The 11,917-nt window shown below is 69.6% G+C and carries 10 protein-coding genes; 5 read left to right on the forward strand and 5 right to left on the reverse strand.

The genetic code is table 11. The features are described 5' to 3' along the window. Nucleotides 1–2: 2 nt before the first annotated feature. From ASC81_RS15595 to ASC81_RS15610, 4 genes are all read right to left on the reverse strand, one after another. Nucleotides 3–413, reverse strand: a complete 411-nt coding sequence (locus ASC81_RS15595; RefSeq protein ID WP_056268862.1) for a response regulator — start codon at nt 411–413, stop codon at nt 3–5. Continuing rightward, nucleotides 410–922 (reverse strand): GAF domain-containing protein, encoded by a 513-nt coding sequence (locus tag ASC81_RS15600; protein ID WP_056268864.1) that lies wholly within the window; start codon nt 920–922, stop codon nt 410–412. The genes ASC81_RS15595 and ASC81_RS15600 overlap by 4 nt, the downstream gene beginning before the upstream one ends. Nucleotides 923–924: 2 nt before the next feature. Further along, nucleotides 925–2,109, reverse strand: coding sequence for an FAD-dependent monooxygenase (locus tag ASC81_RS15605; RefSeq protein WP_056268866.1), 1,185 nt, complete (start codon nt 2,107–2,109; stop codon nt 925–927). A 95-nt stretch (nt 2,110–2,204) separates the two neighbouring features. Further along, nucleotides 2,205–2,525 carry a hypothetical protein gene (locus ASC81_RS15610; protein ID WP_056268868.1) on the reverse strand — a complete coding sequence of 107 codons (321 nt, stop codon included), beginning with the start codon at nt 2,523–2,525 and terminating at the stop codon, nt 2,205–2,207. Nucleotides 2,526–2,657: 132 nt separating this feature from the next. Here ASC81_RS15610 and ASC81_RS15615 point away from each other — a divergent pair, with 132 nt between their 5' ends. Both ASC81_RS15615 and ASC81_RS15620 read left to right on the forward strand, forming a co-directional pair. After that, the gene (locus ASC81_RS15615) at nt 2,658–3,638 is read left to right on the forward strand and encodes an aldo/keto reductase (RefSeq protein ID WP_056268870.1); all 981 of its coding nucleotides are present in this window, start codon (nt 2,658–2,660) and stop codon (nt 3,636–3,638) included. A 98-nt stretch (nt 3,639–3,736) separates the two neighbouring features. After that, the gene (locus ASC81_RS15620; RefSeq protein WP_056268872.1) at nt 3,737–6,889 is read left to right on the forward strand and encodes a ligand-binding sensor domain-containing diguanylate cyclase; all 3,153 of its coding nucleotides are present in this window, start codon (nt 3,737–3,739) and stop codon (nt 6,887–6,889) included. Here the strand turns inward: ASC81_RS15620 and ASC81_RS15625 are convergent. Continuing rightward, entirely contained in the window at nt 6,886–7,491 is a 606-nt protein-coding gene (locus tag ASC81_RS15625) for a hemerythrin domain-containing protein (protein WP_235533670.1), read from the reverse strand. The genes ASC81_RS15620 and ASC81_RS15625 overlap by 4 nt on opposite strands. A gap of 112 nt (nt 7,492–7,603) precedes the next feature. Between ASC81_RS15625 and tkt the strand changes: the two genes are divergently transcribed. The 3 genes from tkt to gap all read left to right on the forward strand — a co-directional run bounded on the left by tkt (nt 7,604) and on the right by gap (nt 11,836). Continuing rightward, nucleotides 7,604–9,619: a transketolase gene (gene tkt, locus ASC81_RS15630; protein WP_056268874.1), complete on the forward strand. Its 2,016-nt coding sequence runs from the start codon at nt 7,604–7,606 to the stop codon at nt 9,617–9,619. A gap of 153 nt (nt 9,620–9,772) precedes the next feature. Beyond that, on the forward strand, nt 9,773–10,756 hold the full coding sequence (locus ASC81_RS15635; RefSeq protein ID WP_156392151.1) for a hypothetical protein: 984 nt from the start codon (nt 9,773–9,775) through the stop codon (nt 10,754–10,756). Nucleotides 10,757–10,837: 81 nt separating this feature from the next. Continuing rightward, on the forward strand, nt 10,838–11,836 hold the full coding sequence (gene gap, locus ASC81_RS15640) for a type I glyceraldehyde-3-phosphate dehydrogenase (protein WP_056268877.1): 999 nt from the start codon (nt 10,838–10,840) through the stop codon (nt 11,834–11,836). Nucleotides 11,837–11,917 lie beyond the last annotated feature (81 nt).

The following is an 11,917-nucleotide window of genomic DNA, read 5'->3' on the forward strand; positions in this document are numbered from 1 at the left end:
GTTCAATGGCCAGGCAGCGGCACCGGGGCGCCCAGTGCAGAGATCACTTCGAGCATGCCGCGCACCTTGAAGGGCTTGAGCAGCAGCCGGCAGACGTCGAGTTCCTTCAGGCGCAGGGCCAGTTCGACATCGCAGGCCGAGGCGGTGGCCGCCACGGGCAGGTCGACGGGGTGGGAGGTGTCGCCGGCGCGCAGGCGGCGCAGCAGGGCCAGCGCCTCGCCCTCTTCGTCGATGGCGATCAGCAGCGCATTGAAGCGGCGCTCCGACAGCAGCCGCTCGGCAATGGCGGCGCTGGTGGCCTCCTGCACGTCGGCCAGGCCCATCTCGCGCGCCATCGCCGACACCGTGCGCCTGAGCACGAACTGCGGCTCGACCAGCAGCAGCCGGCCGCCGGGCTTGGCCGGCGCGCTCATGACTCGCCCCCTACTTTGTCTTCGGTCTGGCCAACCAGCTCCGCCACGACCAGGTCGCGCAGGGTGCCGAGGATGGCGCGGTCCAGCGCGTCGAACTCGCGCGGCTTGGTGTCGATCAGGCAGAGCGTGCCGACCGTCGCACCGCCCGGCAGCGCCAGCGGCGCGCCGATGTAGAAGCGGATGAAGGGGTCGCCGAGCACCAGCGGGTTGTCCGCAAAGCGCGGGTCCAGCGCCGCGTCCAACACCTCGAACAGCTCGCTCTGCAAGATGGCATGACCGCAGAAGGAGATCTCGCGCGAGGTCTCGCAGGCGGCGAGGCCGACCCGCGCCTTGAACCACTGACGCTGCGCATCGATGAGGCTGATCAGCGCGATCGGCATGTCGAACTCTTCGGCCGCGAAGCTGACGATGCGGTCGAAGCGCTCCTCGGGCGGCGTGTCCAGGATGAGCAGCTCACGCAGCGCGCGCAGACGCTCCGTGTCGTTGGCGGGGATGGGGGCGGGTGTCATCGTCAGCCTCCGAACATCATGCGTCGAGCGACGGCGTTCTTGATGGGGGTGGCCAGCTCCAGCCCGGCCAGCGCCAGGCCGCGCAGCGCCGGCAGGCCCGGCAGGCGCCAGGCAAAGCTGCGGGCCAGGAAGTCGGTCGCAGCGATCATGGGCCAGCGGTCGGGCGCGCGCTGCCAGTCGACGCGGTTGAGCACCGCGTCCAGGCCGAGGCCCGTTTCGGCGGCATCGCGGAGCGCGTCGACCAGCGCCTGGGCGTCGCGCAGGCCGAGGTTGAGCCCCTGTCCGGCCACCGGGTGCAGGGTCTGGGCCGCATTGCCGATGCGCAGCGTGCGGCCCTGCAGCAACCGCGTCTCGGCGTTCAGGCCGAGGGGGAAGCATTTCAGCGCCGAGATGCCGGTGAGCTGGCCGGCCACCGCAGGCAGCTGCTGCTGGATGACGATCAGGCGCTGGGCATCGTTCAGCGTGGCAATGTCGTCCTCGGGCTGCGGCAGGCACCAGACCAGCGCCGCACGCGCGCCCTGCGCGTCGTCGGGCAGGGGCAGCAGGGCCAGCGGCCCATTGCGCGTGAAGCGCTCGACGGCCAGGCCTTGCAGGCCGGGGGCGGCCAAGCGCACGGTGCCGACCCAGGCGTTCTGGTGATAGTCGCTGGTGATGGACTTCCGGTCCTGTTCGGCGAACACGCCGCCCTCGGCGACGACGGCGAGGTCGAAGCTGTCGACCACCGGGCCATCGCCGCAGTCCAGCTCCACGCCGGCCGGCTGCGAGCGGATGCCATGCACCGCCGTGGCGAAGCGCGTGAACAGGCGCTGCGGCGCCGTGGCGGCAAGGTCCAGCCAGCGCTGCTGCAGCGGCGCGACCAGGGCGCCGTAGGGCAGCACGGCGCCGAGCTGGGGCAGGCTTTGCTCGGCGGCCGTGATCCTCACCTCGCCAGCGATGGGCGCGGGCGGGGCCTGGCTGACATGCACGGCCTGGATGGCCTGGGCCACCTCGGGCCGCCAGGCGGACAGGCGCTGCAGCAGGCGGATGCTGCCGAGATTGAGCGCCAGCGTGCGCGCGTCGCCGCTGACGTCACGGTCGAGCGGCCGGGTGTCGAAAAGATGGATTTCCGTGGAGGCGCCCAGGCGCTGGGCGGCCAGCAGGGCGAGGGCGAGGCCGGCCGGGCCGGCACCGATGACGGCGAGCTTCATGCCCCTAACGATAGATCATTGGTAGCGGTCGACGATGCTTGCCAGGCTGCCGTCGGCCTGCATCGCGGCCAGGGCAGCATCCAGCTCGGCCAGGTTCAGGCTGCTGCGCGGTGACAGTGCGCAGGCCGTCCGCAGGCGCGCGATGACGAGCGGCGGGTGCAGCTCGCGCGGTGTCTCGCCGCGGCGCTGCAGGTAGTCGAACCTGACGCGGCCGACGATGGCGTGGTCGCGAGGGCGAGGTGGAACTGCAGGCCATCGACGGGCCGGCCGTCCTTGAACTGCGCCTGAGGCATTTCGATGCTGCCGTCGACCGGCACGTGCATGGCCGGCGCCTCGGCACGCGCGCCGCCCAGGCTGCCCATCCCAGCGAGGCCGGCCAGCAGCAGGCGGCGTCGCGATCCGTGCGTTGTCTTCATGCGGGCAGTGCCCTCTATCCCTGTCATGCGAGCGCCCCGGTGTGCTCGTGGGGCGTTGTGGCCATGCCGGGTGGTGGCGGGGTGGCCGGCTTAAGCTGTCGCTTTTGCGCATCTCAGCCCAGGACCCTCTTCATGCAATACCGCCGTCTCGGCCGCGCCGGCCTCCAGGTTTCCGAACTCTCGCTCGGCTCCTGGGTCACGTATCACAACCAGGTCGACACCAAGTCGGCCACCGAGATGCTGGCCGCGGCCTTCGACGCCGGCATCAACTTCTTCGACAACGCCGAGGTCTATGCCCAGGGCGAGAGCGAGGTCGTCATGGGCCAGGCCTTCAAGACGCTGGGCTGGAACCGCCTGGACTACATCGTTTCCAGCAAGTTCTTCTGGGGTCTGCAGCGCGACGGCGTGACCGTCAACCGCAAGGACACGCTGAACCGCAAATACCTGATGCAGGCCGTCGACGCCTCGCTCAAGCGCCTGCAGCTGGAGCATCTGGACCTGATCTACTGCCACCGCCCTGACCCCCACACGCCCATCGAGGAGACGGTCTGGGCGATGAGCGACATCATTCGCCAGGGCAAGGCGCTGTATTGGGGCACCAGCGAGTGGAGCGCCGGTGACATCCGCGCCGCCTGGGAGATCGCCGAGCGCCACCACCTGCACAAGCCGGTCGTCGAGCAGCCGCAGTACCACCTCTTCCATCGCCGCCGCGTCGAGCAGGAGTACGCGCGCCTGTACGACGACATTGGGCTGGGGCTGACGACCTGGAGCCCGCTGGCCTCGGGCCTGCTGACCGGCAAGTACCGCAGCGGCATCCCCGCCGGCAGCCGCGGCGCGCTCGACAACATGGCCTGGATGCGCGAGCAACTGCAGGACAAGGCGAAGAACGACGCCGTCGGCCAGCTCGCCGAGATCGCCGCGGAGCTGGGCTGCAACACCGCCCAGCTGGCCATCGCCTGGATCAACCGCAACCCGCGCGTGTCCACCGTCATCCTCGGCGCCAGCCGCATCGAGCAGCTGCGCGACAACCTCGGCGCGCTGGCGGTGACGCACAAGCTGACGCCCGAGATCGTCGAGCGCATCGACGCCATCACCAAGCCTCTGGCCGGCTGAGCGGCCCGGCGGCAGGCGTGGCCGCTCGGGAATCATTCACGTTCTCTGAGGGCAAGACCCGCCCGGTCGAGCCCTTGGGCTGCCCCAGAATGCCGGCCATGAGGGTCTTGATAAAAAAGGGGTGTACAGCCCTGCTGGTCGCGCTGGGCCTGGCCGGTGCGGCGCTGGCCGTGGTGCCGCGCTTCGAGCCCATCGGCGAGCCGGGCGCCGTGCGGGACAACGTCGTCTCCGCACTGGCGCTGGACGCGCGCGGCCTGCTGTGGGCCGGGTCGCCCGAGGGCCTGCTGCGCTTCGACGGCTACGCCTTCCGCCGCTATCCGCTCAGCAGCCCCGACGGCCAGCTGCTGCCCGAGCAGTTCGTGCGCGCCATGCTGCCCGACCCGCGTGGCTGGATGTGGGTGGCCGCCGGCAACAGCGGCCTGGTGCGCCTGGACCTGGCCACCGGGCAGTGGTCGCGGTGGGCGCGCGACGGCAGCTCGGCCGACGACGCCGCACCCGCCGCCAACACCGTGCGCAGCCTGGCGCTGGAGAAGGACGGCACGCTGTGGATCGGCGGCAGCGGCGGCCTGGACCGCTTTGATGTCAAGACGCAGCGCTTCACTCATCACCGCGGGCGCGATGACGGCCTGCCCGACACCCGGGTGCAGACCTTGCTGGTGGACCGCCAGGGCACGCTCTGGATCGGCACCTGGCGCGGCCTGGCGCGCAAGGCGCCCGACGGTCCCATCGAGGCGCTGGATGTGGGCATCGGCGACCAGCTCGTCACCCTCATCAGTGAAACGCTGGACGGCCGCATCATCGTCGGCACGGCGCAGGGCCGGCTGAGCGCGCTGTCGCCGCAAGGCCAGCCGCTGCCTTTCAGCCCGGGCGCGCAGGCTGGAACCACCTCGGGCGCCTGGCCCGTCATGGCCATGGCCCAGCCCGACGAGGACGAGCTCTGGTTCGGCGACGCGTCGGGCCTGTCACGGCGGCGTGCGACGGACGGCGCGCTGATCGAGCGCCTGCCCGCCACGGGCGCCGGCACGGCACCCCGCAGCGATGTGCGCGCGCTGGTCCGCGACCCGTCGGGCACCGTCTGGGCGGGCAGCTATGGCGGCGGCCTGATGCGCCACGTGCCGTCGCTGCCGGGCCTGGCCATGGTGCGCGAGGCCATCGGCGCGGCATCGGGCACTGCGGCTGGCGGGCTGGACGTGCGCAGCATCCTGCAGCTCGACAGCGGCGAGATCTGGCTGGGCCTGCTGTCCGGCGGCATCGAGCGCCGCGACGGCCAGCTGCAGCCACTTGGCGTCATCTCTCCCGGCGGCGGCAGTCGCGGCGGTCTGCCGCCGGGCCGCGTCAACGCGCTCGGCCAGACCCGCGACGGCGCCGTCTGGGTGGCCGTCGACACCCAGCTGCTGCGCTTCAACGCCGACGGCCGCTGGCAGGAGACGCTGCGCAGCGGCAACGCGGTGCCGCGGCGCTTCCACGCCACCGAGGACGGTGCGCTGTGGATTGCGACGCTGGATGGCCTGATGCGCTGGACGCCGCAGCAGCCGCAGATGCGCGCCATCCCGACGGCCGGCCTGGTCGGCGGCACGGGCGAGGTCAATGCCTTTGCCAGCCTGCCCGACGGCAGCCTGTGGGCCGGCGGCGCGGCCGGGCTGTTCCGCGTTGCCAAGCCGGGTGCCGCAGACGCCGTGGCCGAATGGGTCCAGACGACGGGCCTGACGGGCCAGACCGTGCTGGGGATGGCCGTGGACGGCAAGGGGCAGCTGTGGGTGGACACCGGCACCGGCCTGCATCGCCTGCTGGATGGCGATGGCAAGCGCGCGCGCTTCGAGGCCGTCATGGCGTCTGAAATCGGTGGGGCCTTCGGCGCCAACCTGCTGTTCGACAAGCAGGGCCGCGTCTGGTCGCAGCGCAACATGTACGACCCCAAGAGCGGCGAGCGCCGCGAACTCGGCGCGGCCGATGGCGCCGACCTCGGTACTGGCTGGTTCCGCGCCTATGCCCAGCTGGCCGACGGGCGCATGCTGTTCGGCGGTGCCCGGGGCCTGCTGGTCATTGACCCTGAACGTTTCTCGCCCTGGACTTACAAGCCGCCACTGGTCATCTCGGAGCTGCGCGTCGACGGCGTGGAGCGCGCGCTGCCTGTCAACGGCGCGTCCATCGTGCTGGCGCCCGGCGAGCGCGGCCTGAGCCTGGCCTTTGCATCGCTTGATTACAGCCAGCCGGGGCGCAACCGCTACCGGTACCGGCTGCAGGGCCTGGACGCCGGCTGGATCGACGCCGGTGCCCTGGGCCGCGCGGCGGCCTACACCAATCTGTCACCGGGCAGCTACCAGCTGCGCGTGCAGGGCAGCAACCGCGACGGCGCCTGGAGCCCCAACGAGCTGCTGATCGGCGTCGACGTGCGCGCGGCCTGGTGGCAGACGCGCTGGGCCCTGGCCCTGGCCGTGCTGGCCGCCGTCGGCCTGGTGGCTGCCATCGTCCGGATGCGCACGCGGCTGCTGCTGCGCCACCGTCGCGTGCTCGAAGCGCGCGTGCTCGAACGCACCCAGGCGCTGGAGGCCGCCACGGCCGAGCTGCAGCGCAAGTCCGTCGAGCTGGAGGAGGCCAGCCTCACCGACCCGCTGACCGGCCTGCGCAACCGCCGCTTCCTGGATCGCCAGATGCCGGCCGACGCGGCGCTGGCGCTGCGCCACTACGAGCCGCTGTCAGATGCGCCGACGAAGGGTGAGAGCGACCAGGACCTGCTGTTCTTCCTGATCGACATCGACCATTTCAAGCGCATCAACGACGCGCACGGCCACATGGCCGGCGACGCCGTGCTGGAGCAGATGCGCGGCCGCCTGCAGCAGGTCTTCCGCGCCACCGATTACCTGGTCCGCTGGGGCGGGGAGGAGTTCCTCATCGTCGCCCGCGGCACACCGCGCAGCCGGGCCGCCGAGCTGGCCGAGCGCGCCCGCCAGGCCGTCGCGTCGCAGGCCTTCGAACTCGACGGCGGCCTGCGCCTGGCGCAGACCTGCTCGGTCGGCTTCTCCGCCTTCCCGCTCTGCCCCGGGCTGCCGCGCGCGCTCGACTGGCGCTCCGCCATCGATCTCGCCGACGCCGCGCTCTACGACGCCAAGGAAGCCGGCCGCAATGCCTGGGTCGGCCTGCTCAGCGCCGACGCGCCCAGCGAGGACGAACTGCGCAAGGACGTGCGCCGGCCGCTGGACAGCTGGGCCGACAGCGGCCGGCTGACGCTGTTGCGCTCCGGTCGCCGCTAGGCGAGGGCCGGCCCCCAGCCGAACGGCGCGGGCAGCGCCGCCAGAATGCGCTGCCGCAGCGGCGCATAGGCTTCGTCCACCGGCTGGCCGGCGCGGGGCGCGAGCGGGTCCTGGTGGCTGCCGAAGGCCGCGTCGAGATCGGCCCAGTCTTCCGCCGAGAACAGCGCCGCCGCCCTGGGCAGGATCTCGGTCTCCTCGCGCTTCATGTGGCGCAGGTAGCGCGCCGAATAGACCTTGAGCTGCTGCTCGAATTTCTCGCGCCGCGCCTCACCCATCTGTTCCCAGGCCAGCAGGCTGTGCTGCAGTTCGCGGATGGCGCGTTCGCCCTGCGCGTGGTCCACCTCCAGGTCGTCCAGCGTCTCGCGCAAGGCGGGCGCCAGCGCGCGCAGCTTCGGGAACAACAGCTCGCTTTCCTTTTTGTGATGCAAGCGTTCGGGGAATTCATCCACATAGAACAGCATGGCCCGCAGCGCGCCGAAGTCGGGCGGGGTGGCGGCGCGGCGCTGCGCGTCGAGCAGCAGCGGCACGGTGCGCAGCATGGCGGCCAGCGCGTCGTGCTCAGCGCGGATGACGCGCACGGCCAGGGGCATGGGCGTGGACATGGTGCGAGCGTCGTACTTTTGCTGCGGCCTGGCCTTGCGCTGGATCAAGCGCGCTCGGGGCACCCCCGTAAAATCCCGCGTTTTGCCCTTCAGCCCCAAGAAAGCCCCGGCCATGACTGCATCGACCGCTTCCCCCACCCTCATGGCCAACGCGATCCGCGCCCTCGCGATGGACGCGGTGCAGGCGGCCAACTCCGGGCACCCGGGCGCACCGATGGGCATGGCCGACATCGCCGTGGCGCTGTGGGGCCACCATCTGCAGCACAACCCGGCCAACCCGCACTGGGCCAACCGCGACCGCTTCGTGCTGTCCAACGGCCATGGCTCCATGCTCGTCTATGCGCTGCTGCACCTGACGGGCTATGACCTGGCCCTGGACGAGCTGCGCAACTTCCGCCAGATGCACAGCAAGACGCCGGGCCACCCCGAGGTGGGCATCACCCCGGGCATCGAGACGACGACCGGCCCGCTCGGCCAGGGCGTGACCAATGCCGTCGGCCTGGCGCTGGCCGAGAAGCTGCTGGCGCGTGACTTCAACCGCGAAGGCCACGAGATCGTCGACCACCACACCTATGTCTTCCTGGGTGACGGCTGCCTGATGGAAGGCATCAGCCATGAAGCCGCGTCGCTGGCCGGTGCCTGGAAGCTCAACAAGCTGATCGCGATCTACGACGACAACGGCATTTCCATCGACGGCCAGGTCGCGCCCTGGTTCGCCGACGACACGGCCAAGCGCTTCCAGGCCTATGGCTGGCATGTCATCGGCCCGGTGGACGGCCATGACGTCGACGCCGTCGATGACGCCATCGGCAAGGCCAAGGAAAGCAAGGACAAGCCGACGCTGATCATTGCCAAGACGGCCATCGGCAAGGGCTCGCCCAACCGCGCCAACACCAGCAAGGCCCACGGCGAGCCGCTGGGCGCCGAGGAAATCAAGCTGACCCGCGAGGCCATCGGCTGGACGCACGAGCCCTTCGCTCTGCCGGCCGAGGTGTATGCCGCCTGGGATGCCAAGGAGCGCGGCGACAAGCTCGAAAGCGACTGGGACGAGCGCTTCGACGCCTATGCCGAGGCCCATCCCGAGCTGGCCGCCGAGTTCCAGCGCCGCATGGCCGGCGTGCTGCCGGAGAACTTCGCACAAGTCGCCGTGGACGCCGTCGTCAAGGCCCATGCCGAGGCGCAGACCGTGGCCAGCCGCAAGGCCAGCCAATTGGCACTCGAAGCCTTCACGCTGGCCCTGCCCGAACTGCTGGGCGGCAGCGCTGACCTGACCGGCTCCAACCTGACCAACACCTCCAGCACGCCGGCCCTGCGCATCGGCGCCGACGGCGCGCCCAACAACGGCCGCCACATCAATTACGGCGTGCGCGAGTTCGGCATGGCCGCCATCATGAACGGCGTGGCGCTGCACGGCGGCTTCATTCCGTATGGCGGCACCTTCCTGACCTTCAGCGACTACAGCCGCAATGCCATCCGCATGGCCGCGCTGATGAAGGCGCGAGTCATTCATGTGATGACGCATGACTCCATCGGCCTCGGCGAAGACGGCCCGACGCACCAGTCCGTCGAGCACGTCGCGAGCCTGCGCCTGATCCCCGGCCTGGACGTCTGGCGCCCGGCCGACACGACCGAGACGGTGGTCGCGTGGACCATGGCCATCGGCAACGCACAGCGCCCCAGCCTGCTGGCCCTGTCGCGCCAGAACCTGACCTATTCGCCCAAGACCAACGTCGACGAGATCGCCAAGGGCGCCTATGTGCTGGCCGAACCGGGCAAGGGCAAGGCCAAGGCCGTCATCATCGCGACCGGCTCCGAGGTGCAACTGGCCATGGCCGCCAAGGCGCTGCTGGCCGAGGAAGGCATCAAGGTGCGGGTCGTCTCGATGCCGTCGACCAATGTGTTCGACCGCCAGGACAAGGAGTACAAGAAGAGCGTGCTGCCCAAGGGCCTGCCGCGCGTCGCGGTGGAGATGGGCGTCAGCGACTTCTGGTGGAAGTACGGCGTGGACGCCGTCGTTGGTATCGACACGTTTGGCGAATCGGCGCCGGCGGGGGTGCTGTTCAAGCACTTCGGGTTCACGCCGGAGAACGTGGCGGCGACGGTGAAGGCCGTGTTGAAAAAGAAGTGATGTCCTTGCCCATCGCATGACTTCAGGGCCGCGTTCGCGGCCCTGTCGCTTTTGGGGCCGACCCGTCCCTGAAGCGGGCGACGGCCTGGCCGCGCCGCACGGCGCTCCTGCGCTACAAACGCGCCTGCATCGAGAAGGATCAGGGAGGTTCGGATGCGTGCGTTATTCATGGCTGTCATGGCCCTGGGGTTCAGTTGCAGCGTCTGCGCCCAGGTGGCCGAGCTGCCTTCCGCCGCCGACCTGCAGACGCTCAGTTGCCTGCAACGGGGCACCAGCAAGCTCCGTTATCCCGAGCGGGATCTGCAATTGCGCAGCCCGGGCGCCGTGCGGCTGAGCCTGCGCTTCACGGCGCCGGACCAGCGGCCCGAGGTGGCGGTGCTGTACCGCGCGGCCAGCGATGCGATGGTGGAGGAGGTCGAATGGCATGTGCGTGACTACCGGCTGCCCTGCCTCAGCGGCGCCCCAGTGACGGCAGTGCAGGAGTTCGTTTTCACGCCGCGCGCCACCGACCCCATCACCTGGACGCCCTTGCGACCCACGCGTGATCGCGACGACACCGAGCAGCGCATGAGCTGCCTGCGCACGCCCAAGGAGCACCCCGAGTTCAGTGGCGGCATGCTGCAGCGCGACATCACCAACATCTTTGTCGATCTGCAGTTCTCTGCCCCCGACGCGCCGCCCAGCGTCAAGCTGGCCTACAGCAATGCCGGCGCCAGCCAGGAGGGCAGCGTGCGCGACTACGTGGCGCAGTACCGCATGCCTTGTCTGCCCTCCGGTGCCAAGCCCGCCGTAATGCGGCAGCATTTCCAGTTCCGGCCCTATGGCGTTGCCAAGCGGGTGTTCAAGGACGCCATTGCGTTGCCGGCATTCCTGTCCAACGTCAAGGGCATCCGCGAGCAGCGTGCGACTTTCGACTTCAACACCATGGGTTGCCCCTTCCAGGTGGCTTGGTCGCTAGGCAAGCCAAAGCTCGACAACCGGGTCGGGCAGATCGGCAAGCCCGACCCCAACCGCACCGAGTTCCTGGTCTGGCTGGGTGGGTTGGAGATGGACTTGAAGGAGGCTCATTTCGAACAGCTCGTGGGCCAGACGCTGATCGTCAATGTCGGCTGCGGCAAGCTGGAACTGGGCGGCTGAAATCGCGCCGAAACCAGCTGTTCCTGCGAATCGCCGAGAATCCGGCCCCGACAAGATTCCTCATCCTCTGGAGACTCTCCCATGACCATCAAGATCGGCATCAACGGCTTCGGCCGCATCGGGCGCATGGTGTTCCGTGCCGCCGTCGCGAATTTCAAGGACATCGAGGTCGTCGCGATCAACGATCTGCTCGAACCCGACTACCTGGCCTACATGCTGAAGTACGACTCGGTGCATGGGAAGTTCGACGGCGAGGTTGCCGTTGAAGGCAACACCCTCATCGTCAACGGCAAATCCATCCGCCTGACGGCCGTGAAGGACCCGTCCGAGCTGAAGTGGGCCGAGGCCGGTGCCGACATCGTCATCGAAGCCACCGGCATCTTCCTGGACCAGGCCGGCGGCGAGAAGCACCTGGCCGCGGGCGCCAAGAAGGTCATCTTCTCTGCACCCAGCAAGGACGAGACGCCGATGTTCGTCTTCGGTGTCAACCACACCAAGTACGCTGGCGAGAAGATCATCTCCAACGCCTCCTGCACGACCAACTGCCTGGCCCCGCTGGCCAAGGTGCTGAACGACAAGTGGGGCATCAAGCGCGGTCTGATGACCACCGTGCACGCCGCCACCGCCACGCAGAAGACGGTGGACGGCCCGAGCAACAAGGACTGGCGCGGCGGCCGCGGCATCCTGGAGAACATCATCCCCAGCAGCACCGGCGCCGCCAAGGCCGTCGGCAAGGTCATCCCCGAGCTGAACAAGAAGCTGACCGGCATGGCCTTCCGCGTGCCCACCAGCGACGTGTCGGTCGTCGACCTGACCGTGGAGCTGAACAGCGAGGCGACCTACGCCGAGATCTGCGCCGAGTTCAAGGCCCAGAGCCAGGGCGCGTTGAAGGGCGTGCTGGGCTACACGGAAGACAAGGTCGTCGCGACCGATTTCCGCGGTGACGCCCGCACCTCCATCTTCGACGCCGAAGCCGGCATCGCGCTGGACAGCACCTTCGTCAAGCTGGTGTCCTGGTACGACAACGAGTGGGGCTATTCGAACAAGGTCCTGGAGATGGCCCGCGTCGTCAACGGCTGAGCAGTTTAGCCCGCCAAGAAAGCCCGCGATGCGGGCTTTCTTCATTGTGGCGCGGCACATTTGCTAGCCCTGCAGTGGCTG

Source organism: Pelomonas sp. Root405, assembly GCF_001425165.1.
Taxonomy (GTDB): Bacteria; Pseudomonadota; Gammaproteobacteria; order Burkholderiales; family Burkholderiaceae_C; genus Pelomonas.

Coding starts and splice junctions, on each gene's coding strand:
- ASC81_RS15595 (WP_056268862.1), bottom strand. CDS start 413: ATGAGCGCGCCGGCCAAGCCCGGCGGCCGGCTGCTGCTGGTCGAGCCG.
- ASC81_RS15600 (WP_056268864.1), bottom strand. CDS start 922: ATGACACCCGCCCCCATCCCCGCCAACGACACGGAGCGTCTGCGCGCG.
- ASC81_RS15605 (WP_056268866.1), bottom strand. CDS start 2,109: ATGAAGCTCGCCGTCATCGGTGCCGGCCCGGCCGGCCTCGCCCTCGCC.
- ASC81_RS15610 (WP_056268868.1), bottom strand. CDS start 2,525: ATGAAGACAACGCACGGATCGCGACGCCGCCTGCTGCTGGCCGGCCTC.
- ASC81_RS15615 (WP_056268870.1), top strand. CDS start 2,658: ATGCAATACCGCCGTCTCGGCCGCGCCGGCCTCCAGGTTTCCGAACTC.
- ASC81_RS15620 (WP_056268872.1), top strand. CDS start 3,737: ATGAGGGTCTTGATAAAAAAGGGGTGTACAGCCCTGCTGGTCGCGCTG.
- ASC81_RS15625 (WP_235533670.1), bottom strand. CDS start 7,491: ATGTCCACGCCCATGCCCCTGGCCGTGCGCGTCATCCGCGCTGAGCAC.
- tkt (WP_056268874.1), top strand. CDS start 7,604: ATGACTGCATCGACCGCTTCCCCCACCCTCATGGCCAACGCGATCCGC.
- ASC81_RS15635 (WP_156392151.1), top strand. CDS start 9,773: ATGCGTGCGTTATTCATGGCTGTCATGGCCCTGGGGTTCAGTTGCAGC.
- gap (WP_056268877.1), top strand. CDS start 10,838: ATGACCATCAAGATCGGCATCAACGGCTTCGGCCGCATCGGGCGCATG.